Origin of the sequence: Streptomyces sp. NPDC060027, assembly GCF_042737005.1 — a bacterium.
GTDB lineage: Bacteria > Actinomycetota > Actinomycetes > Streptomycetales > Streptomycetaceae > Streptomyces.
Genome location: NZ_JBHWVI010000023.1, coordinates 43,295 through 65,797 on the forward strand (window position 1 = coordinate 43,295; position 22,503 = coordinate 65,797).

Consider the following 22,503-nt stretch of genomic DNA (forward strand, 5'->3'; position numbering starts at 1 on the left):
ACGTCGATGCCCCCGGCCGTAGGCCGGGGGCATCGTCATGTCTGCGTCTGCGTCTGCGTCTGCTGGGTCTACGTCCGTGTCCGTGTCACGCCGTCGCCGAGCGGTACTTGCGGACCGCGAGCGTCCGGAAGATCAGCACGATCAGGACGGAGTAGATGACCGAGGCCCAGATCGAGTGCCGCATGGGCCAGGCCTCGGATTCCGACACCCCGGGGTTGGCGAACAGCACCCGGCAGGCCTGCACGGTGGCGCTGAACGGGTTCCAGTCCGCGACATGCCGCAGCCAGGGCGTCATGTTGGCGGTGTCCACGAACGCGTTCGAGATGAACGTGACCGGGAAGAGCCAGATCAGTCCGCCGGAGGTGGCCGCCTCGGGCGTCCGCACGGACAGGCCGATGAGCGCGCCGATCCAGGTGAACGCGTACCCCAGCAGGAGCAGCAGCCCGAAGGCGCCGAGGACGCGGAGCGCGTCGGTGCTGCCGGTCGTGCCGACCCGCCAGCCGACCATCAGGGCGACGATCGCGAGGACGAGCAGGGTCAGCGCGGTCTGCACGAGGTCGGCCAGGGTGCGGCCGGTCAGCACCGCTCCGCGCGCCATGGGCAGCGACCGGAAGCGGTCGATGAGGCCCTTGTGCATGTCGTCGGCGATGCCCGCGCCGGCGCCCGCGGTGGCGAAGGTGACCGTCTGCGCGAAGATGCCCGCCATCAGGAAGTTGGTGTACGCCTCGGCGCTGGTGCTGCCGCCGATCTTCATGGACCCGCCGAAGACATAGGTGAACAGCACCACGAACATGATCGGCTGGATCAGCCCGAAGATCACCATCTCGGGGATGCGGGACATCCTGATCAGGTTCCGCTTGGCGATGACCAGGGAATCCCGGATGGACTGGGCGATCGGGTTCGAGGGCCCCGTGACCTGCACGGCGTCGCTGACGGCGCTCACTTGGCGGCCTCCTTCTTGCTCTTGCCGGTCCGGGCGTCCGCCGACCGTCCGTCCTCCTCGGCCTTCTCCTCGGCCACGTGGCCGGTGAGGGAGAGGAAGACGTCGTCGAGGGTGGGGCGGCGCAGGCCGATGTCGTCGATCTCGATGCCCCGGGTGTCCAGCTCGCGGATGACCTCCGCGAGGAGCTTCGCGCCGCCGGTGACGGGCACGGTGAGCTTGCGGGTGTGCTCCTCGACCGTGGTCTCGCCCTTTCCGAAGCCGCGCAGCACCTCGGAGGCGGTCTCGATGTGCTCGCGCTCGTGCACGACGACCTCGACGCGCTCGCCGCCGGTCTGCGCCTTGAGCTCGTCGGCGGTGCCGCGGGCGATGACACGGCCGTGGTCGACCACGCAGATGTCGTGCGCGAGGTGGTCGGCCTCTTCGAGGTACTGGGTGGTCAGCAGCAGCGTCGTACCGCCGGAGACCAGCTGCTTGATGACGTCCCACAGCTGCTGGCGGTTGCGCGGGTCGAGGCCGGTCGTCGGTTCGTCCATGAACATCACCGGGGGTGACACGACCAGGGCCGCCGCCAGGTCGAGGCGCCGGCGCATACCGCCCGAGTACGTCTTCGCGGTGCGGTCGGCGGCGTCGGTGAGGTTGAACTGCTCCAGGAGCTCGCCCGCGCGGACCTTCGCGGCCTTCGCCTTCATCTGGTAGAGCTGACCGACCATCTGAAGGTTCTCGCGGCCGGTCAGGTACTCGTCGACCGCGGCGAACTGCCCGGAGAGGCCGACCCTGCGCCGTACCGCGTCGGGGTCCTTGAGCACGTCGATGCCCGCGACGACGGCCTTGCCGCTGTCGGGGCGGAGCAGAGTGGTGAGACAGCGGACCGCGGTCGTCTTGCCCGCGCCGTTCGGCCCGAGCAGGCCGAGCACGGTGCCTTCCGGAACATCGAGGTCGACGCCGTCCAGAGCCCTTACGTCACCGAAGGTCTTCACCAGGCCTTCGGCGTAGATGGCGCCCGGCATGAGAGTTCTCCACGTCGTTGGGGATTTTCGGTTTTTTACGCAATGAGCATATTTTTCCGGTTCGACCCCACTCGGGCGCCGACCGAGACGCGCACACCCTAACGCGATGTATCGCGTGGCTCAATGGAATTTCCCTGCCCGGTACGACCGGGGCTGTGACGGCGGCCCCGACCTCAGCCGATGACCGTGTAACCCGCCTCGCGCAGCGCCAGATTCACCTCGGCGCAGTGCTCGGGCCCCTTCGTCTCCAGGTGCAGCTCGACCTCCACCTCCGTGAGCCCGAGCCGTGGATCGGTCCGTACATGGCTCACATCGAGGACGTTAGCGTCCGCCACTGACAACACCCCGAGAAGTGTGGCCAGAGCGCCGGGCCGGTCGGTGAGACGCAGGGTGACCGCCAGATAACGGCCGCCCGCCGCCATGCCGTGCCGCAGGATGCGCTGCATCAGCAGCGGATCCACGTTGCCGCCCGACAGCAGCGCCACCACCGGGCCCTCGAAGGTCCCGGGCGCGCGCAGCAGCGCCGCGACGGAACTCGCGCCGGCCGGCTCGACGACCAGCTTGGCGCGCTCCAGACACAGCAGCAGCGCGCTGGAGAGGTTGTTCTCGGAGACCGTACGGACCTCGTCCACCAGCTCCTCGACGAGGCGGAACGGCACGTCGCCGGGGCGGCCGACCTTGATGCCGTCGGCCATCGTGGCCGGGTTCTCGATCGCCACCGGCCGTCCGGCCGCCAGCGAGGGCGGGTACGCCGCCGCGCCCTCCGCCTGCACCCCGATGATCCGTACGTCCGGACGCAGCGCCTTCACCGCTACGGCGACGCCCGCCGCCAGCCCGCCGCCGCCGACCCCCAGCACGATCGTGCGCACCTCGGGGCACTGCTCCAGGATCTCCAGACCGACCGTGCCCTGGCCCGCGATGATGTCGGGGTGGTCGAAGGGATGGATGAACACCGCACCCGTCCTCGCCGCGTACTCCTGCGCGGCGGCCAGTGTCTCGTCGACCACTTGCCCGTGCAGCCTCACCTCGGCGCCGTAGTCACGGGTGGCCGCGACCTTCGGCAGCGGGGCGCCGGTCGGCATGAACACCGTGGACCGCACGCCGAGCAGCGAGGACGCGAGCGCGACGCCCTGCGCGTGGTTGCCGGCGCTCGCGGCGACGACACCCGCGGCGCGCTCCTCCGGAAGCAGGCCCGCGATCCGCACGTACGCGCCGCGCAGCTTGAACGATCCGGTCCGCTGCAGGTTCTCGCACTTGAACTGCACCGGTGCGCCCACCAGCTGGGACAGGTACCTGCTGCCCTCCATCGCGGTCACCCGCGACACACCCGTGAGCATCTTCTGCGCGCCGCGTACATCGTCGAGGGTCACGCCGGGAAAGGAGTCAGCCGTGCTGTAGCTCATGACCACCAGTCTCGCAGTTCACGCGGGCGCACTCCCGTGGTGACCACGCTCCGAGACCAGGTTTGCGCAGCGCCGGTACGGCCCACGCCCCGGCCGCGTAATCTGTCCCCCAACCCAGCTCCCCACGCATGAATTGAGCCCCCGGCCATGCCCACAACACCAGAAATGTCGATGGACATGACGACCGTCGGTGACACCGGTCTTCTCGAAGCCCTGCAGCACGAGGTCGCGGTCTTCGCGCGCCGTGCGGAACAGACCCGGCTCGGCGGGGTGGGGCAGGTGCGCAACTCCATGGACCGTGCCGCGTACCTGCTGCTCAACCGCCTCGACAAGGAAGGCCCGATGGGCGTCAAGGCGCTCGCGGCGAGCATGGGGATCGACTCCTCGACCGTCACCCGGCAGGTCGCCCCGCTGGTCGACACCGGGCTCGTCAAGCGCACCTCGCACCCCGAGGACGGGCGCGCCGTGGTGCTCCAGCTGTCCCCGCGCGGCCAGTCCCGCCTGGACGAAGTGCGCACCTCCCGACGTCAGTTGATGGCCGAGCTGACACACGAATGGGCGCCGGAGGAGCGCGAGGCGTTCTGCGCGCTCCTGACGCGCTTCAACAGCGCCCTCTCCGCCCGCCAGGCGGCCCAGGGCATGCCGGCGCCGGAGTCCGAGCCCGCCTCCTGAACCACGCGGGAACTCCGCACCGGACCCGGTGTCCTCGGGCCTCCGTGCCCTCCGCAGTCCTTCCCCGCGCGCGTGCATCCGCGCCGGGCTCTTGACCGGAAGGCGGCACCTGGCCTCATATGAGACCGGGTCCTCGTCGTACGCGTTGCGACGGGCCGCACGCGGCCGCGGGCCCGTTCCTCAGGGTCACCCTCAAGGGGGAGGCGTGGTGCGAGAACGGCATGCGTCCCAAGGCGTCCGCCGGGCCCGGGAGTTCAAGGCATTCGTCGCGGGCGCGGCCGGACGGCTGCTGCACACCGCCACGCTGCTCACGGCGGAACCCCGGGACGCCAACCCGCGCGCGCGGAAGCTGCTGACGCTGGCCCTGGCCCATACGTACGCCTGCTGGGACCGGATGCACGGCGAGGACCCCTACGCCAGCACCCGCCGGCAACTGGCGGCGCGCTTCCAGCGCACCGCCTGGCACCAGTACGGCGGCCTCGGGCGGCTGCGCCCCTCCCCGGACAGCGTCCTGGCCCGCCTCACCCCCCAGGAACGCCTGGTCCTCGTCCTCAGGCTGTACGAGGGGGTCGCCGAGGAGCAGACGGCGGCCCTGCTCGGCCTCCCCACGGAACGTGTACGGGCGATCTGCGCCCGGGCCATGGCGACGCTGCTGCACCCGCCGAGCGGCCCGGCGCCCACCAGGGTGGAGGTGGCATCGTCATGAACCTGCCGGACCGCGAGGCGGCGGTACGACGGATGCTGGAGCAGGACCCGCCCCCGGTGCCGCCCGACCTGTACGGCGAAGCCGTCCGACGCGGAGGGCGCGTGCTGCGCCGCCGGACGGCGGCCCGGCGGCTGCTGTGGCTGGTGCTGTTCGCCGCGGCCGTCGCCTTCGTCGTCTGGGCGACGATGGCCCGTCCCTGGGTGGAGCCGCCGTCCGAGACGACTCCACCGCTGACGGGCTGGTGACCGACCGGGAGGACGGTCGCCTCGCCTAGCCCAGGGCCTGCTGCAGGTCCTGGAGCAGGTCGTCGATGTTCTCGATGCCCACGGAGATACGGACGAGGTCGGCGGGAACCTCCAGCGCCGAACCGGCCACCGAGGCGTGCGTCATGCGTCCCGGGTGCTCGATCAGCGACTCCACACCGCCCAGCGACTCGCCGAGCGTGAACACCTTGGCGCGGTTGCAGACCTCGACGGCCGCCTCCTCGCCGCCCGCGACCTGGAACGAGACCATGCCGCCGAACGCCCGCATCTGCTTCGCGGCGATCTCGTGACCGGGGTGCTCCGGGAGGCCCGGGTACAGAACCCGCGTCACACGCGCGTGCCGGGTGAGCATCTCGGCGACCCGACCCGCGTTCTCGCTGTGCCGGTCCATACGCACGGAGAGCGTCTTGGTGCCGCGCAGCACCAGCCAGGAGTCGAAGGGCCCGGCTACCGCGCCCATCGCGTTCTGGTGGTACGCCAGCTCCTCGCCGAGTTCCTGGTCACCGGTGATCAGGGCGCCGCCCACGACGTCGGAGTGGCCGCCCATGTACTTGGTCAGGGAGTGCACGACGACGTCCGCCCCGAGCGCCAGCGGCTGCTGGAGGTAGGGCGTCGCGAAGGTGTTGTCGACGACGAGCCGGGCGCCCGCCTCGCGCGCGATCTGCGCGACCGCGGCGATGTCCGTGATGCCGAGGAGCGGGTTGGACGGCGTCTCGACCCAGATGACCTTCGTCTTCGGGGTGAGGGCGGCCCGCACCGACTCGAGGTCGCTGGTGTCGGCGACCGACCACTCCACGCCCCACCGGGACACGACCTTCGCGAAGAGCCGGAAGGTCCCGCCGTACGCGTCGTTCGGGATGACCACGTGATCGCCGGGGCTCAGCAGCGTACGCAACAGGCAGTCCTCGGCCGCCAGTCCGGACGCGAACGCGAGGCCTCGGCGACCGCCCTCCAGGGCGGCGAGGTTCTCTTCCAGGGCGGTCCTGGTGGGGTTGGCGCTGCGGCTGTACTCGTAACCGCCGCGCAGCCCGCCGACGCCGTCCTGCTTGTAGGTCGAGACCTGGTAGATCGGCGGCACGACCGCGCCGGTGAGGGGATCGGCGGTGTTGCCCGCGTGGATCGCGAGTGTCTCGAAATGCTGACTGATGTGCCTGTCGCTCATGAGTCCCGAGCCTAGTGCTCCCCCGGGGTTCATGACGGCGCAGACCCTCCCCGGCTACGCCCCGCCCCGCCGGGAGCGGGCAGCGGGCCGCGTCGGATGGCCGGTGCGGAGGCCGTGACGGGAGCGGTGGTGAATCCGGTTGTGGGACCGGTTGGCCAATTGTCGGACCCGTCTGGTTCGCTTGAGGCATGGAGATTCTCTGGGTCCTGATGGCGCTGGCCATGTTCAGCCTGGTCCTGCTGCCGGTGTTCCGGCGCAGGCGCTCCGGTGTACAGCTGGTCTCGCCCGGGGACCCGGACGCCGCGGACCCGGCGAACTACGGGTTCCTGCGGCAGGAGGAGCTGGACATCCGCATGCCGGGACCGGACGCGGATCTGCTGAACGTCCTGGACGTGGTGCAGCAGACCCAGGACTACCGCGCGGCCTCACAGCTGCTGGCCGGCACGGAGATCGAGGGCGAGACCCGCTGGCAGCGGATCCAGGCCTTCGCGGGAGCCGCGTCGCTGGAGCTTCAGCAGCGCCCCGGCGGGGTCAGCGAGACACCCGGCGGACAGTGGCTGCGGGTGTGGCGCGCCGAGGCCCCCAAGGACGCGGGCGGCGCGGCGGTGCACGCCGAGTTCCTGGTGCAGCAGGCCTGGCGGACGTCGACGCCGGGGACCGACGACTTCCGGATCATCATGGAGGAGGCGCGGGCCGCGTGCGGCGAGGCGGCGCTGCTGTCCCCCGGTGACCCGATCCCGTACATCATCGAGCTGTCGGTGGCCCGTGGACTGGCCTACTCCCAGCCGGAGTTCGAGAAGCTCTGGCTGAAGATCCTGGACCGCGCGCCCTCCCACATGGGCGCCCATCTGGCGGCCCTGCACTACTGGTGCGAGAAGTGGCACGGCTCGCGGGAGACGGCGTACGCGTTCGCGGAGGCCGCGGCGGCACGCGCACCGCAGGGCTCCCTCCTCGCGGCGATGCCGCTCTTCGCGGTCTTCGAGCACCTCCCCGAGGTGAACCTGGTCCGCAGCTTCTACCAGAGCGAGGTCGTGACCAAGGCCGTCCACGGTGCGCTGTACGCGGTCCACGCGGCCCGCCCCGACGACCCGATGCTCGCCCACGTCCGCCACCTGCTGGTTTTCTTCCTCGTCCGCGGCGAGCGCTGGTCCGAGGCGATGAACCAGCTGGTGCACGTCGACGGCCACGTCGGCGCCCTGCCCTGGACCCTGACCCACGATCCGGCCGCGGACTACGCGATATACCGCGCCCTGGCGGTCGCGGGCTACGAGGCGAACGGCGGGAACCCGGCGACGCTGTCGCACTGAGCGGGCGACGAACGCGCGCGTGAGGTGCCCCTCTCCGGCGGGCCGGGCGAGAGGGGCACCCTTCGGAATGCCTCCTTCGGAATGCCTGTCCACGCAGGCGTGTTGGGAGCAAATGACGCCGCACCCACCCCTCCCACCCCGGCCTCAGGCCGTGGTGCCCCGGGGGTGCTGGTGTGCCGGCGTCCCCGAGCCTCTGCCCCCGAGGCCCGTGCTGGTGTCCTCGCACCCCGTGGAGAGCGCATGTTCCTGTACAGCCGTACGCCTCAGCTCCCGACCGCCGAGCAGGCGCTGCGCGGCCGCCCCGAACCGATCTTCACGCTCCCCGACCGGCACACCGTCCTCGGTACGCCGCTGCGCGGCCCCTACCCCGACGGCCTGGAGATCGCCGATTTCGGCATGGGCTGTTTCTGGGGTGCCGAGCGCGCGTTCTGGCAGCTCCCGGCGGGGGTGTACACGACGCTGGTCGGCTACCAGGGCGGCTTCACCGAGCACCCGGCGTACGAAGAGGTCTGCTCCGGCCTGACCGGCCACACCGAAGTGGTCCGTGTGGTCCACGACCCCGAACTGATCACGTACGAACGGCTCCTCCAGGTCTTCTGGGAGTCCCACAACCCGACCCAGGGCTTCCGCCAGGGCAACGACGTGGGCACCCAGTACCGGTCCGCCGTCCACACGCACACCCCGGCCCAGGCCGAGTCGGCGACCGCCTCCCGCGAGGCCTACCAGAAGGTCCTCACGCGGTCCGGCCACGGCACGATCACCACAGAGATCCTCCCCGCGGAAACCCGCCCCTTCTACCCGGCGGAGGGCTACCACCAGCAGTACCTTTCGGGCAGCAAAAACCCCGACGGGTACTGCGGGCTGGGTGGGACCGGCGTCTCCTGCCCGATCGGCGTGGCCCCGGCCGCCGGATGAGTCTCGGCGTAGTGCCTGACCGTCTGGCTTCCCTGTGGAGGAACCGGCATCCGTCGGGCCCTCCCCTCGCCCACACGTTCCGCACCTTGTACGCGGACCTCTGGGTACGCTTCCACAGCCTGCCCGGTTCGAAGCGCTACCCGGAGTCCCAGGACGAGTACGCGATCCTGCTGAACCGGTACAACACGATCCTCGACGAACTGTTCGCGGGCACGGACGTGTTCGTGGTGACCATGGACTGGTCGACCACACCGACCGGGCCCGCCGGGTACCCGACACCACGACCGACACTCCACCCCGACGGCATCCGCTGGTGGATCGAGTCGGATGAGGACGACCCCGACCCGGAGTTCCACACCCACACACGTCTCTACGCCGACCGGCGCCCGTGGGAACACGGCTGCGTCGATGACCTGTTGCGCGCTGTCGCGGACGAAGCACTCGTCGAAGTGTTCTTCACCGACAAGGAACTACGACGCATCTACCATCCCTACGACGGCGGCGCAGACGTCATCCTCACCACGCCCGAGGAGCGACACCGACTCCGCGCGCTGCACCCCGAATGGCTCTCCAGCCACCCGACCGGCCTCTGAAAGAGGAGCGGATACCTCCGCAACTACCGAGCGGAATTCAGAGCTCCACGTTACAACAACGGCATTGACGTGTAATCAAGAGCACCTCGATATAGCCCTGTTGATGATTTATGATCAACATGATGCTCGGGGCCCTGACCAGGCCATCGGAGCGCGCGCCGATCGAAGACATCGGTGGCGTCTTTTCGGGGGAGTATTTTTTGTGCCGCTTGATCGGCCATTCCTGCATGCCATCGGCCTTGATCGCTTCCCGCGTTCCGTCCCGACTTCAGTGTCGCCCGTGGGCGTCACCTGTCCCGATGGAATTCAGGGGAGGATTCTTCGATGCGCTCCGTGCGTAAGGGCGGCAGATCCGCCGTTCTCTTTATCTCGCTCGCTTTCGCCATGACCCCGGCCAGCGGATACGCCGCTGACAGCGTTCCGACCAGCACTGCGACGACCGTTGACTCCGGTAGCGATGCCGACCAGACCGACGATGTCGACACCTTGCCCGACGAGCCGTCGGGCCTTGCTTCCGCGCAGCACATTGACTGCGATCATGGCGGGCACACCGGGGATCCGCGGGAACGTTGCACGAAGCTGGAAAACGGATGGATGGTGCACGGCAAGAAGACCGTCGACAACTACACACGCGCTTACACCCGCTACGAGAAGAGCAGCGGTGGCAGTGTTTCGCTCAAACTCGGCTACACCCGCAACGGCAGTGAGCACTGGAGCAGCTACTTCACGATGAGGTCCGGTGATTCCAAGGGGAAGTCCTGGAACTTCGGTCGCATGAACTTGGAGTGCACCTCGTCGATCGGACTCCTGCAGCAGCGGGGCCAGGACAAGCGCCAGACCCCTATCGCCAAGTGCTGACCTGACGGCAATTCGTGTGCGCCCCCGAGTCGCCCTCGGGGGCGCTTTGGGCACCGAGCGAGAGAAGAGCAAGGATTTGTTTGGCGCTGTCTTCGGTGACGACGTTTGGTTCCTGGCCGGGCTCGCTGTCGTCGCCACAGTTGTGGGGCTGTCCGCGTCGGCTGTCGCCCATCGCCGCGAAGTGCATCACGCGGTCTGGTGGTTTCTCCTGGTGTTCTGTCTGACCGGCGTTTTCGGCGTCACCCTCGCACTGCGGGGCGGCGAGTCGGGGCCGGCCTCATGCGTGATCAACCATGAGATCACCGAACCGCTGAACACCACGCAAGGCTTGTGGAACCTGGCTATGTTCGTCCCGCTCGGCCTGTTCGGTGTTCTGGCTCTACGGCGTCCGCTGCCCGTGCTTGCCGGTGTGCTCGTGTTGCCGTGCGCTATCGAACTCGCCCAGGCCCTGGCCCCGTTCGTGAGCGGCATCTGCGACAGCGCCGATGTCGAGATGAACGTCAGCGGGGGTGTAATGGGCGCGGCCGTCGCGCTCATGCTGGTGCGGGGCCGCGTCGACTGGTGTTCATGGGCCAAGCCCACGCTGCTCGTGGCGGGAGTGCTCGCCGTGGCCGGGACGACCGTTTTCCAGGCGGCGATCACCGCTGACCACGTGGACGGCTCCACCAGTCACGACGCACGGGGCGACGAACGGAAGGCCGCCGAGCGTGCCATACGTCAGGCCTTCGGCGATCACTACCGCGTCGATGCCGTGCGAGTCAGCCCCGGCCTCGACGGTTACAACGGCTGGATGTCCATCCAGATCGCCGACTCGTTTCCCGCGCAGCTGATGTGGCCAGGCGGGCGTCAACTGAGCGTGAGCTTCGAGGACTCCACGCACCCGACCCGGGCAAGCTTCCCCGTCCCCGGCGCCACCACACCCCATGACGCCCGGGACGCGTACCGCATCGCTCGCTCCTACATGAAGACCCACTACCCTTGGGCGGCGACTGCCTCCAGGCATGAGACGCAACCCGTCGGCAGCAAAGCTGAGTTCGGGTGGCTCACGTCATGGAGATTCGAGGAACGCGGGGTGGCCATGCCACGAAGCCTCGACGTGCAGATCAACCGCTCAGGCCGTGTCTCCCAGATGCTGGTCGACCTCGGACCCAGGCACGTGAAACTCCCGGCGCGGCTGATCCCGGCCGAACAAGCCGAGGACATCGTCCGCAAGGAGCAGCAACGGAACGGCGCCGATCCCCGTGGCCTGCGGATCCACGCCGACGTGTTGAAGACCGAACGCGCAAAGGGCTGGCAGGGACCTTGGCTCGTGGTGTGGTCCGTGAGCGTCACCGACACGGGGTGCACGCCCGACGAGGACGGCGGCGGCTGCGACCCGACGAACACGGTCCTCGACGCCAGCACGGGAAAGATTCACGCCGAGTGGCCCTGATCGGGCGCGGAGAGCAGCCCCTCAAGTCATGGGGTGCCTGTCACCACCGCGAGCCCGATCGGCGCGACGGGGCGGCGGTCCCACCGGTCGGCCAGGGGGCGGAACGGCAGTGAAAATGGATGGCCACGCGCACCGGCCGGCAACCACGCTGTACGTCATGGAACAACCGCAACGCGGGATCCGTGCGGTGCACACGCTCGCAAAGGTCTGTGAGCACGGCTTTACATGGATCATCATGCCGCGTTGACAGACTCCATCCGTGACCCAGGTCCGACGTGCCGTCCCGGTGACGTCCAGGGACCTTCACAGGTCTCCCGAGGGTTCGACTCGTTGGGCTTGCCAGAGGGATCGCACTGTGGCGACCGCTCGTTGCACTGCCTCGCGGGTCATGTCCCCTGTGGCGGTGTAGCTGTTCAAGCGGCGTGAACGCGCGGGTGTCTGCCCGGGGCGTGCACCACTGTTGGTGACTGCTCCCTGAACAAGGGCAGGACACCGCGCAAGTCTCCGAAGTGAACGAGCAGTTCAACCGGAGGCGCGCACGCGGCGCCGGCGCATCGACCGGGCCTTGGAAGATCTGGGGGGGTACCAACCCGCTGGAGCGGCTGAACCGGGAGACCAAACGGCGAGCCGACGTCGTGCAGGTCTTCCCCGACCCCGCCGCCCTCGGCCGACTCGCCGCCGCGGTCCCGGCTGAACTCCACGACGAATGGCAGGACTTCGACCGCCGTTACCTCTCCGAAGCCTCCATGGCAGAACTCCTCACCACCGAACCAGCCGAGGACAACCACCAGCTTCCTCCACAGCCGGAAACCCAATCAGCTCGGCCGGTGACAACACCGCTCGGCGGGACACCGTCCGACTTCTGATCCGATGGGAGGAGCAAGGCGACAGCACCGCGTGCGCTGACCCACCACGGAATCCGACTCATCAACCGCGAAAGCCTCCTGGCAGGCACCCAAAGTCTGAGGCCTGCCAGGAGTTTCATCAGCCCGTACCCGCTCCGCCTGGATCGCTGAACAGTGCTCATGCCGACGCGACTGTCAACTCTCGGTGTGACCTCAGTGTGGCCTCGGGCCGAGACAAGCAGGAGGACATCTTGACGGGATCCACGGGGACTTCGGAGCGCCTTGCTTGCTACGACGTGACGTTGTAGACGTTGGAGCAGGTGAGACCGATGCTGTTGCTGCCGATGCAACCCCAGAACGTGTAGGTCACGTTCTCGGTCAGGTCCCTGTGCGCAGTGGCCGTGTACGGAGAGTTGTGACCCCCCGTGTCGGCGATGAGATACGGGTTGGCGGTCACGTATCCGGAGATTCCGTAGCCGTCGGCATAGGAGTCTTTCGCGGTCAACGTGTCCCCGTCGGCTGTCCACTTGACGACGCCGGCGGTAGTGCCGTCCTCCTTGATGGTGATAGTGCGAGAGCCGTCACTCTGCAGAGAACCCACCGAGAACGTGATGCCGCTCGGGCCCGCCGCAGCCGAGCCCGCGCCGAGCGTCAGAGCAGCGCCCGTCATGACAGCAGCTGCTGCGAGCACAGTTATCGAGCGCTTACGAAAAGAAAAGTTCACTTTATCTCCAATATTAGCGGCACTAAAAGTTAAAATGAACTTACTCGAACGCGCCCTGCAGAGCCACTGGGTTTAAAAGATATGATAGAATAGCCCGATTGCCCGAATTTAGACATTTGAATTCCGCTGCGCCTGCGGGACAACGGCGCGCCGCCTTGCCCTACGGTGCATCGACAGGGTATGGGCGACCCCGCGGGACAAGAGGGCATGGGATCACGCAACCGGAATCTCCACCCGGTCTCGTGGGTGCCCATTCCTCCAGGTTCGACTCGGAATCCGGAATCCGAGGCGTCACTTTCGCGAGCGCTCGATGCACCGAGATCTCGCAGCGCTGTGCCTGCCGCAGAGCCCCCCGGGGCCGGCCCTCGAAGCAAGAAGACGGCGCGATAACAACCGTGACTGACTCAAACTCGATGTCGGAACAATCGGCGTGCCTGCGATTTTAGATTCGTACCACTTGGCCCATTTCAAGCCGATCCGCCGATGCCACGACGGAGCGGCCCCGCGCAGCAGACGAGCGCGCGGCGCTCTCGAACGCAGGAGCGCCGATCCGGCTCGGCGACAGAGAGAGCGGCTCAAGCTCCCGTCAGGCCTCGCCCCGGCGTGGCGGTGGGCGGCGACTGCGCCCCCGAGAAACAGACAGCATCAGCCCGCCCCAACCCAAGCCCTGTCGCCACTCGATCCGATGCCGACAGCAGGCTTCGGAGGTTTCAAGTCAGACTTCTCGCCACCCAGAAACCAGGGCTGCAATCGCAACACAGGTCGACCCTGTCGAGATACGCAATGAAATGAAATCGCCTATTTCTCCGCGACCACAGGATCGATCATTTTGTGAAGCTTGGTGCCATCGACACCTCCGAACGTCCGGGCCGCGATTTTTCCTTCTTTATCCAGAATGACAGTGGCAGGGACTCCCTGAATACTCACCGTCCCCTTAGGGAATCCTGAAAGGATCAGCTTTCCAGTCGGATCGTACAAGCTCTCATACGACACTCCGTATTCTTTCTCAAATGCCCTCGGCAGACGCTTTCCGCTGTCACGGGTGTTTATTCCAACGAATTCCACACCCTTGCTCTTCATTTCTTTGGCGACCTTGTTGAAGTACGGAGCTTCCGCTCGGCAAGGTGGACACCATGAGCCCCAGATATTAATAACGACGACCTTGCCCCGGAGGTCGCGAACATCAAGATGCTTGCCTTTAAGGGTCTCGCCCTCGATAGAGCCGACAGGGCTCCTATCGGATTTTGCGACCGTCGAGATATCGTCCGCACCGCTTACGTAATTCGTCTGTCCGCCGCCCCCACTTATGCCACTTCCGCAGGCGGATAGGGTGAGCGAGCCGATAGTAGCGATTGCAGTCAGTGCGGCTGCACGGGCAACGGTCCTGAGAATCATGTGCCGAGTTTCCCACGGGCCCGCGCTGAGAGAGTCACCACCCTCCCCGCACGGTGATCGACCAACCTTGCTTCGGCTAGTTGCAGGGCTTCAGGCCGAGTTGGCGGCGATACCGACCGGGTCGTGGGAGCGTCGCCGCTCGATCTGGAAGCGATCTCAGGACGGTGTCCCGCCGAGTGGTGTTGTCACCGGCCGAGCTGACGAGGTTTCCGGCTGTGGAGGAAGCTGGTGGTCGTCCTCGGCTGGTTCGGTGGTGAGGAGTTCTGCCATGGAGACTTCGGAGAGGCAACGGCGGTCGAAGTCCTGCCATTCGTCGTGGAGTTCAGCCGGGACCGCGGCGGCGAGTCGGCCGAGGGCGGCCGACTCGTTCTCGATGACCGAAGCGACCGCGCCTGTTTTCAGGTGGCACCGGTGCACCGTGACGTGCCTGGGACGCTGGCTTGGTGGCGAAGCAAGGCGCGGCCATCCCTGTTCAGTTCGTCGACGAGCTCTCCCGGCGATTGGAGCGCCGACGAGGACGCCCTCCGGCTGAGTGCGTTCTTCGACGCCTGCCACGACGACTCCGGCCACGCGGAGAAGCTGCGCGACGCGGTCATGGATCAGTTTCCCCCCGATGTCGAGGAGGGCTTGTTCGCGGCCACGGCGCGCAAGGTCGACCGTTCTCCGCCTTGGCCTACGCGCTGGGTCCCGAGGCGACGCTGCGGCTGCCGGGCCGGTTCGGGGACTTCCTTCCCGATGCCGGGCAAGTCCGCGCTCAACGGCCCGCGGCAGAGAAGACCCTCGCCCTGACCGGAACCCCACGTCGTGACGCGATCGAGCGGATCCACGCGTGGATGACCAGCTCGGGTGACGACCCCGCCCACAACACGGACGAACTTCTCGACGGCCCGCTGCGCGTTCCTAGGGCGTGTGTCGGAAGTGGTCCGAGGGGCTCAGGTTGAGCCTGCCTTGTGTCGTGTGATGCTGACGTCATGACTGATCAACGCGAGGTTTCCATGGTCCGCTGGCCGGGCCGGACTCAGTCCGTCGAGGACGGGCTGGCCGCGTTGCTGGCGGCCTACCATCTGCGGACGGAGGCCGAGAAGGGTGAGGTCGTTGCTGATGTGGACGGGCTGCCAGACCGCTACCGGGCGGAGATCTCGGACCCGCGGATCGCGTTCGTCGACGATGTCGTGCTGGTGGCTCTGAGCGGGAGCGCCGCGGTTGGCTGTCTGGTGGTGACCGCCCCCGCCGACGGGCGGTCGGAGATCAAGAGGCTCTGGACGGACCCGGCATTCCGGGGCCGGGGCATTGCGTCGGGCCTGCTCGGTGCTGCGCTCGCGCATGCTGCGGAAAGCGGCGTGGGCACCGTGCGGCTGTCGGTGTGGAACTGGCGGACTGGGGCCATCGCTCTGTACGAACGGTTCGGCTTCACCGTCACCGAGTCATGGGACGATCGGGATCAACTGGTGTGCATGGAGTGTGCCGTGTGAGTGGTCACAGGCACACGTTGATGGCTGCTACGAGGACGGTCGCCTCATAGCGGACCGCCAGCTTGTCGTACCTCGCGGCCACCGCTCGGTGCCTTTGAGGCGATTGATGCCGCACTCGACCGCATGCCGAGCCTTGTAGTCCCGTGGGTCGAACTTCGGCGGCCGGCCGCCGCGCGAGCCGCGCTTCTTGCGGTTGCGGGCCTGGTCGGCCTTGTCCGGAATGGTGCAGCGGATCCCGCGTCGCCGCAGATATGCGCGGTTCCTCCGGGAGGCGTACCCCTTGTCGGCCCGTACACGATCGGGTCGGGTGCGCGGCCGACCCGGCCCACGACGCGGGACACGGACCTTGCCCGGAACAGGCTCGAACTGCGAGGAATCGCCCCGCTGTCCGGCCGTGATCACGATGGACATGGGCTTCTGACCCTGTTCGACGGCCAGGTGCAACTTGGTGGTCAGGCCGCCGCGCGAGGCCCGATCCCGTGGTCATCCGGCTCGACGGTGACGCCGCCGGGGGGGTCCTTCTGTAGCTCCCCTTTTCCCTCGCTCCGGCGGCGTGCTGGTGGGCCCGGACGACGGTGGAGTCGATGTTGATGTCCCAGGTGATCAGCTCTGATCAGCTCTTTCGCGTCGGCCTGGGCCTGGAGTTCGGTGAAGATCCGATGCCAGGTGCCGTCCCGCTGCCAGCGGCGGAACAGGTCGTACGCCCGGCCCCACGGTCCGTATTCGGCTGGCAGTTCCTGCCAGGGGACGCCGGTGCGGACCCGGAGCCGTATGCCGTCGATCAGCTGCCGCCTGGCCCAGGTCGGCGGCCGTCCGGGCTTCTTGCCCTTCGGCAACAGTGGTTCCAGCACCGCCCATTGCGCGTCCGTCAGATCTCCACGTGCCACGAACCAAGATCACCCCATGTTCAGGATCCACATTCGACACACGCCCTAGTGGAAGACCGCGAGGACTCATGGCCCGGGAACAGGAGCCACCTTCTCGAACACTTGCCACAGAAAGGTCTGTGAGCACGGCTTGACATGGATCGTCAAACCGCGTTCGCAGACCCCATCCACGTTGCCGCCGTGTATGGGGAGAGTCGCCGAGTGCGGGTCGATTCGTGAGACGGGGCTGACGGCGTCCCCTCGCGGTAAGAGTCATGCTCCGCGGCGTCAGTCAAGTGCCACGACCAGGCGAACGCCTTCATCCCCGAAGCGGCCTGCAAGAGCCCTCATCACGGCGAAGACATGTGGCCAGTGCGTTTCAGGACCCAGCACAGCGCCAACGGTCACCCGTTCGCATGTGCAGACCATCTCGTCGGTGGTCCATTCCACGACACCTCAGCGTGATTCGCCCAACGGGACCCGTGCTTGCGGCGGGGCTGGCCGTGAACACGCGCCATGGCGACTCCGCCATGTCACTCCTGTCGAACCGCCGAGCCGAGAGGAACGGGAGAGTCGCGGACGGAGACCGGGAGGAGGAACATCGGAGTCACGGAGACAGAGTGGTGGTTATGGGGACACCGTCGATGCATTTCAGTGAGAGTCCGGAGGATCCGTTCGCCCTGGGGCACGCCGCTTCGGCCGTGCTCGACGATCACGGCACAGTGGTCGGCTGGAGCGCACGTGCGCAGGAGCTGCTGGGCTACCGCGCCAAGGAAGTGATCGGACGGGCGTGGCGGGACCTCCTGGTCGACGCCCGTGACCTGCCGGTCGCGCGGTCCGTCGTCGTGGACGCCATGAGGGCAGGGGGCTGGTTCGGAGTCCTGCCCGTCCGGCACCACGACGGACGGCGTGTGGAGATGGGTTTCCGGGCCCGCGCGATCACCCGCGACGGAGATCGTCAAGAGTGGTTCCTGGTCGGTGCCCCTGCCGTGGAAGTCGTCGCCTGGCAGCGGGACCGTGCGCTGCTGGACGGCCTGTACCACCGGTCCCCGATCGGTCTGGCCATCCACGGCCCGGACCGGCAGGTGATTCGGGTCAACCGTGCGATCGAAAAGGCGAGCGGCATCACCGCCGCGGTGCTGGTGGGCCGCCGTTCCGGTGAGTTCCTGGTCGACGAGGACGCGGGTCCGGCCGAGGAGCGGGTACGCCACGTCCTGGAGACCGGCGAGCCGTTGATCTTCACAGAGCAGTCGGCGCGCACCCGCCATGCTCCGGGGCGGGAACGGATGGTGTCCGTCTCCGCGTTCCGGATGGAAGACTCCTCGGGCCGGGTTCTCGGCGTGGCGGAGACGATCGAGGACGTGACCCAGCGTTACCGGGCCCGTCGCAGGCTCACTCTGCTGAACGAGGCGAGCGCCCGGATCGGAACCTCACTGGACGTGACGCAGACGGCCCGGGAACTGGCCGAGGTGGCCGTCTCCGGCTTGGCCGACTACTGCTCGGTGGACCTCCTGAAGCCGGTGGCACTCGGTGAAGAACTGCCCTTGGACATGGCAGGTGCGCTCCTGCGAGTGGCCCTTTCGCCCCCGGAACCACGGGTCCCGTTCCAGGAGGGCGACGTGGTCCCGCTCCTTCCGGATTCCCCGCAGGCGCGGTGCCTGGCCGAGCGTCGCCCGGTTCTCGAACGGCTGCTGTCCCTCCGCCCCGAGTGGTACGCCATGGACCGGCGGCGGATCGAGATCGCCCTGGGTCTCGGCGTTCATTCCCTGATCGCGGTGCCCCTGATGGCACGCGGCCTGGTACTGGGCGTAGTGAGTCTGTGGCGAGTGCGGCATTCGGAGCCTTTCGAGGACGACGATGCCGCGGTGGCCCATGAGTTCTCCTCGCGTGCGGCCGTCTGTATCGACAACGCGCGCCGCTTCACCCAGCAACAGAGCGCCGCTCTGACTCTGCAGCGCAGTCTGCTGCCGGGCACGGTGTCCGACCTGCCGGCCGTCGAGGTGGCCTGCCGGTACCTGCCGGCGAGCGGTGAACCGGGCATCGGCGGTGACTGGTTCGACGTGATCCCGTTGTCAGGGGCCCGAGTCGCCCTCGTCGTGGGAGACGTGGTCGGCCACGGAATCCACGCCGCGGCCTCGATGGGGCGCCTGCGCGCCGCCGTGCGCACCCTGGCCAGCCTCGACCTGGAACCGGACGAGGTGGTGGCCCGGCTGGACGATCTGGTCAGTCTGCTGGCCGCCGAGGTGGAGACGAACGCCGAAGGCAACCAGTCGGCGATCGAGCAGGTGCTCGGGGCCACGTGCGTCTACGCGGTCTACGATCCGGTCTCCCGGCAATGCTCCCTGGCACGCGCCGGCCATCCGGCACCCTTGGTGTCCACGCCGGACGGCCAGGTGACCGTGCTCGACCTGCCCGCGGGTCCACCGCTCGGCCTGGGCGGACTGCCGTTCGAGATGTACCACCTGGACCTCCCTGAGGGCAGCGTGCTCACGCTCTACACCGACGGCCTCCTGGAGGCGCGCGACGGCGACATCGATGCCGCGCTGGAGAACCTGGAGGAATGTCTCGCCCCCAGTGCCGACGCTCTGGAGCGCACGTGCGACGGGGTGGTCGAAGCGCTGGTGCCCACGGACCGCCGCCCCACGGACGACATCGCGCTGCTCATGGCCCGTACCCGGGTACTGCCGCCGGAGAACTTCGCCACCTGGCACCTGCCTCTGGAAGCGACCGCTCCTGCCCGCGCCAGGGAGCTGACCACGGCGAAACTGGCCGAATGGGGGCTGTCGGACTTGGCCTTCACCACCGAGCTGGTCGCCAGCGAACTCGTCACCAACGCCTACCGGTACGCGGACGGCCCCGTCACCCTGCGCCTCATCCGTACCCACTGTCTGATCTGTGAGGTGTCCGACGCCAGCCACACGTCCCCTCACCTCCGAAGGGCCCTCAGCACGGACGAGGGCGGACGCGGGCTCTTCCTGGTCGCGCAGCTCACGGAGCGGTGGGGCACCCGCTACACCCACGACGGCAAGACAGTCTGGACGGAGCAGCCTCTGCCGCCCTCCTGACCACCCGCGGCCTCCACGACTTCCCTCACCGGCCGGACAGACGTCTGCGAACGTATCCATAGGCGGTCAAGCGACGTAGTCGACGTGTGCCGCCAACCGCCCCGCCTGAGTTGGCCGCTTCAACCGTGGCTGAAGGGATGCATCCGCGCCTTTGGGTGGCTGGCCGACGACCGTGCGGCCACCCGATGACCACCCGATGACCACCGCTTGCCTCATGCGGTCGATTGACAGGGCCGGTACATGACCAGTCGCAGCGGCGACCGCGTCGCAGACGTCCGCAGCGTCGTGGCTACGCACATGCTCGACTATCAGATCGACTCCGTCGTGCCGCTCGGCGAGGGCCTGGACAACCTGGCGTACGAGGTCAACGGTGAGCTGATCGTGCGCTTCAGCAAGGAGCCCGACCTGGCACGGCGGACCGCCCTGGTCGGTCACGAGGCCCGCGTGCTTGCTGCCGTCGCCGCTATCTCGCCGCTGCCCGTCCCCGAACCGGCGTTCACGGTCGCGGAGCAGGGATGTCTGGCCTACCGCAAGCTCCCCGGCGCGCCACTGTTGGACATGCCGCGGCACCAGCGATCGGCCCACGGCCCGTCGATCGCCGCCACGCTCGGCGAGCTGCTCACCGCGCTGCATGCTGTTCCGATCGAACGGCTGGCCGATCTGGTGGACGCGGACCACCAGCCGCTGGCCGAGTGGCGACATGAGGCCACGGAGAACTATGTGACGGTAGCCGGGCAGGTACCGGCGGCCCACCGCCGACCCGTCGAGGCGTTCTTGGATGCCGCACCACCGCACGATGGATGCGTTCCGACGTTCTCCCACAACGATCTGGGGATCGAACACGTTCTCATCGACCCGGCCGCGTGGACGGTGACCGGCATCATCGACTGGAGCGATGCAGCCGTCGTCGATCCGGCCTACGACTTCGGGCTTCTCTACCGCGATCTCGGCCCTGCCGCTGCCCGCGCCGCCATCAGCAGCTATCGAACCGACGCCAACGACCTCGCGGCTCTCAGCGAGCGCGCCGTGTTCTATGCCAGGTGCAGTGTCTTCGAGGATCTGGCACACGGCATCGAGACGGAACGAGGCAAGTACGTCGACAAGAGCCTTGCCGCGATGGGATGGCTGTTTCCGCCATAGCCGCCTCATGTCGTAGCCCATTTGCCTACGGCATGAGCGGTACGAGCGCAGGACCGGAGGGCCGGAGGACCGGAGGGGCTTGCCCGGTCGGTCCCCCGGTCCTCCGGTCCTCCGGTCCTCACAGAAGCATGAGTGGCTGGGGCCCACCCGTGGACCCGCCACCCACCCCGGACCAGCCCGGCCGACCCGACCGGCCCGGCCGGCAAAATCGGGTCCGCCCATCCCGACCATCCCGGCCGGCAAGATCGGGGCCGGCCGGCCCGAACCGTGGCGGTCCGGGCCAGGGCCGGATCGCCGATCCGTGTAACTCCGATCGAGTGGACTCGCCGGAACGCGGATCGGACCGGGGTCGCGGTCGTGGGTCCGGGTGGTGCTGTTGCCGTCTGCTCCCCTGACCCGGAAGAGGCGCCCCGACATGCGACGTACCACCTACCGCCGCCCGTTCGCCGCAGCACTGCTCGTGGCGTCCGTGCTGGCCCCGATGACAGCGACCCCCGCCGCGGCCGTCCATGCCCCGGGGGTCCCCACAGGGGCCCTCCGCCCGGCGGGCGCCGACCGGTACGACGAGGACCACCGTCCCCGGCACGGACTCGGCCCCGAGCTGACCGCCCGGCTCGACAAGGCGATCGAGGACGTCCGCCAGGAGGCGGACATCCCCGGTGTGGTCGTCGGACTGTGGATGCCGGGCAAGGGGAACTACGTCCGCGCGACCGGTGTCGCGAATACCGCCACCCGTGAGCCGATGGCGGTCGACTCCTACGTCCGGATCGGCAGCGAGACCAAGACCTTCACCGTCACCGCGCTGCTCGAACTCGTCGACGACCATCGGATCGGGCTGGACGACCCGATCTCCGACTACATCAAGGGCGTACCGAACGGACGCCACATCACCCTGCGCCAGCTCGCCGAGATGCGCAGCGGCCTGTTCCCGTACACCGCCGACGCGGACTTCGAACACGACCTGCTGAGCAACCCGCAGCGCACCTTCACCCCGCGGGAACTGCTCGCGTACGGCTACAGGCATCCGAACAACTTCGCTCCCGGCGCGGAGTTCCAGTACTCCAACTCCAACCTCATCCTGCTCGGCCTGGTGATCGAGAAGGTCAGCGGCCGAAAGCTCGGCGACTTCATCGACAAGCGGGTTCTCCGCCCGGCTCACCTGCACCACACGCTGTTCCCGAAGGGGAACGAGTTCCCCGAACCGCACCCGCAGGGCTACACCGACCAGACGTTGAACGGCGGCATCGCGAACGCCACCGACTGGAACCCCAGCTGGGCCTGGGCGGCCGGAGCGATGATCTCCAACCTGCACGACCTGCGCCGCTGGGCCAAGGTCGTCGCCACCGGCACCCTGCTCAGCCCCAAGACCCAGGCACAGCGCCTCAAGACGCTGCCGACCGGCTTCCCGGGCACGAGCTACGGCCTCGGCATCTTCAACGCCAGCGGATGGATCGGGCACAACGGCTCCCTGCCGGGATACGAGACCGTGACCGTCTACCTGCCGTCGAAGAAGGCCACCCTCGTCCTGATGCTCAACACCGACGCCTCGCACGACGGCCAGGAGCCGTCCACGCTGCTCGCCAGGGCCGTCACAGAGATCGTCACCCCGAAGAACGTCTACGCCGGCAACATCAACGCGAACTAGTGCCGCGGCAGGCAACGTTTGCCCGTCAAGGAGCGGCGCCCGGTGCGTGCTCTCGGTGTGCCGGCCGGAAGTCCTCGTACTGGATGTACT

At 68.0% G+C, this 22,503-nt stretch carries 19 protein-coding genes and 2 pseudogenes; 14 read left to right on the top strand and 7 right to left on the bottom strand.

Features of this window, described 5'->3' with window-relative positions; translation table 11 throughout:
- Nucleotides 1-85: 85 nt before the first annotated feature.
- The 3 genes from ACFWBT_RS08810 to ilvA form a co-directional block, all read right to left on the bottom strand.
- The gene (locus ACFWBT_RS08810; RefSeq protein ID WP_385697478.1) at nt 86-943 is read right to left on the bottom strand and encodes an ABC transporter permease; all 858 of its coding nucleotides are present in this window, start codon (nt 941-943) and stop codon (nt 86-88) included.
- Nucleotides 940-1,950: an ATP-binding cassette domain-containing protein gene (locus ACFWBT_RS08815; RefSeq protein ID WP_385697480.1), complete on the bottom strand. Its 1,011-nt coding sequence runs from the start codon at nt 1,948-1,950 to the stop codon at nt 940-942. The genes ACFWBT_RS08810 and ACFWBT_RS08815 overlap by 4 nt, the downstream gene beginning before the upstream one ends.
- 173 nt (nt 1,951-2,123) lie before the next feature.
- Nucleotides 2,124-3,353, bottom strand: a complete 1,230-nt coding sequence (gene ilvA, locus ACFWBT_RS08820; RefSeq protein WP_385697482.1) for a threonine ammonia-lyase — start codon at nt 3,351-3,353, stop codon at nt 2,124-2,126.
- 165 nt (nt 3,354-3,518) lie between these two features.
- On the opposite strand from ilvA, the gene ACFWBT_RS08825 reads away from it, so the two are divergent.
- From ACFWBT_RS08825 to ACFWBT_RS08835, 3 genes are all read left to right on the top strand, one after another.
- Complete coding sequence (locus ACFWBT_RS08825) at nt 3,519-4,025, top strand: MarR family winged helix-turn-helix transcriptional regulator (protein ID WP_266848293.1); 507 nt, start codon at nt 3,519-3,521, stop codon at nt 4,023-4,025.
- Nucleotides 4,026-4,233: 208 nt separating this feature from the next.
- A complete protein-coding gene (locus ACFWBT_RS08830; RefSeq protein WP_385697484.1) occupies nt 4,234-4,731 on the top strand; it encodes a sigma factor-like helix-turn-helix DNA-binding protein in 498 nt (165 codons plus the stop codon).
- Nucleotides 4,728-4,976 (top strand): hypothetical protein, encoded by a 249-nt coding sequence (locus ACFWBT_RS08835; protein ID WP_385697486.1) that lies wholly within the window; start codon nt 4,728-4,730, stop codon nt 4,974-4,976. The genes ACFWBT_RS08830 and ACFWBT_RS08835 overlap by 4 nt, the downstream gene beginning before the upstream one ends.
- A gap of 25 nt (nt 4,977-5,001) precedes the next feature.
- On the opposite strand, the gene ACFWBT_RS08840 is transcribed toward ACFWBT_RS08835, so the two are convergent.
- Nucleotides 5,002-6,156, bottom strand: coding sequence for a cystathionine gamma-synthase (locus tag ACFWBT_RS08840; RefSeq protein WP_385697488.1), 1,155 nt, complete (start codon nt 6,154-6,156; stop codon nt 5,002-5,004).
- 188 nt (nt 6,157-6,344) lie between these two features.
- On the opposite strand from ACFWBT_RS08840, the gene ACFWBT_RS08845 reads away from it, so the two are divergent.
- The 6 genes and pseudogenes from ACFWBT_RS08845 to ACFWBT_RS08870 form a co-directional block, all read left to right on the top strand.
- Nucleotides 6,345-7,463: a hypothetical protein gene (locus ACFWBT_RS08845; protein WP_385697490.1), complete on the top strand. Its 1,119-nt coding sequence runs from the start codon at nt 6,345-6,347 to the stop codon at nt 7,461-7,463.
- Nucleotides 7,464-7,703: 240 nt separating this feature from the next.
- Nucleotides 7,704-8,378, top strand: a complete 675-nt coding sequence (gene msrA / locus ACFWBT_RS08850) for a peptide-methionine (S)-S-oxide reductase MsrA (protein ID WP_385697492.1) — start codon at nt 7,704-7,706, stop codon at nt 8,376-8,378.
- Between the two features lie 86 nt (nt 8,379-8,464).
- Entirely contained in the window at nt 8,465-8,971 is a 507-nt protein-coding gene (locus ACFWBT_RS08855; RefSeq protein WP_385697494.1) for a hypothetical protein, read from the top strand.
- 324 nt (nt 8,972-9,295) lie between these two features.
- Nucleotides 9,296-9,829, top strand: coding sequence for a hypothetical protein (locus ACFWBT_RS08860; protein WP_385697496.1), 534 nt, complete (start codon nt 9,296-9,298; stop codon nt 9,827-9,829).
- Between the two features lie 46 nt (nt 9,830-9,875).
- On the top strand, nt 9,876-11,261 hold the full coding sequence (locus ACFWBT_RS08865) for a VanZ family protein (RefSeq protein ID WP_385697498.1): 1,386 nt from the start codon (nt 9,876-9,878) through the stop codon (nt 11,259-11,261).
- 569 nt (nt 11,262-11,830) lie between these two features.
- A pseudogene (locus ACFWBT_RS08870) lies at nt 11,831-12,127 on the top strand (transposase); the annotation flags it as partial.
- A 268-nt stretch (nt 12,128-12,395) separates the two neighbouring features.
- Here the strand turns inward: ACFWBT_RS08870 and ACFWBT_RS08875 are convergent.
- Nucleotides 12,396-12,776 (bottom strand): hypothetical protein, encoded by a 381-nt coding sequence (locus ACFWBT_RS08875; RefSeq protein ID WP_385697500.1) that lies wholly within the window; start codon nt 12,774-12,776, stop codon nt 12,396-12,398.
- Between the two features lie 852 nt (nt 12,777-13,628).
- On the bottom strand, nt 13,629-14,225 hold the full coding sequence (locus tag ACFWBT_RS08880; RefSeq protein ID WP_385697502.1) for a TlpA family protein disulfide reductase: 597 nt from the start codon (nt 14,223-14,225) through the stop codon (nt 13,629-13,631).
- A 228-nt stretch (nt 14,226-14,453) separates the two neighbouring features.
- On the opposite strand from ACFWBT_RS08880, the gene ACFWBT_RS08885 reads away from it, so the two are divergent.
- Nucleotides 14,454-15,014, top strand: a complete 561-nt coding sequence (locus tag ACFWBT_RS08885; protein ID WP_385697504.1) for a hypothetical protein — start codon at nt 14,454-14,456, stop codon at nt 15,012-15,014.
- A 182-nt stretch (nt 15,015-15,196) separates the two neighbouring features.
- Nucleotides 15,197-15,697: a GNAT family N-acetyltransferase gene (locus ACFWBT_RS08890; protein WP_385697506.1), complete on the top strand. Its 501-nt coding sequence runs from the start codon at nt 15,197-15,199 to the stop codon at nt 15,695-15,697.
- 4 nt (nt 15,698-15,701) lie between these two features.
- Here the strand turns inward: ACFWBT_RS08890 and ACFWBT_RS08895 are convergent.
- Nucleotides 15,702-16,584: pseudogene (locus ACFWBT_RS08895) on the bottom strand (IS5 family transposase).
- Between the two features lie 623 nt (nt 16,585-17,207).
- On the opposite strand from ACFWBT_RS08895, the gene ACFWBT_RS08900 reads away from it, so the two are divergent.
- From ACFWBT_RS08900 to ACFWBT_RS08910, 3 genes are all read left to right on the top strand, one after another.
- The gene (locus tag ACFWBT_RS08900; RefSeq protein WP_385697508.1) at nt 17,208-19,628 is read left to right on the top strand and encodes a SpoIIE family protein phosphatase; all 2,421 of its coding nucleotides are present in this window, start codon (nt 17,208-17,210) and stop codon (nt 19,626-19,628) included.
- Nucleotides 19,629-19,868: 240 nt separating this feature from the next.
- Entirely contained in the window at nt 19,869-20,768 is a 900-nt protein-coding gene (locus ACFWBT_RS08905; protein WP_385697510.1) for a phosphotransferase family protein, read from the top strand.
- A gap of 415 nt (nt 20,769-21,183) precedes the next feature.
- Nucleotides 21,184-22,413, top strand: coding sequence for a serine hydrolase domain-containing protein (locus tag ACFWBT_RS08910; RefSeq protein ID WP_385697512.1), 1,230 nt, complete (start codon nt 21,184-21,186; stop codon nt 22,411-22,413).
- Nucleotides 22,414-22,503: the final 90 nt, after the last annotated feature.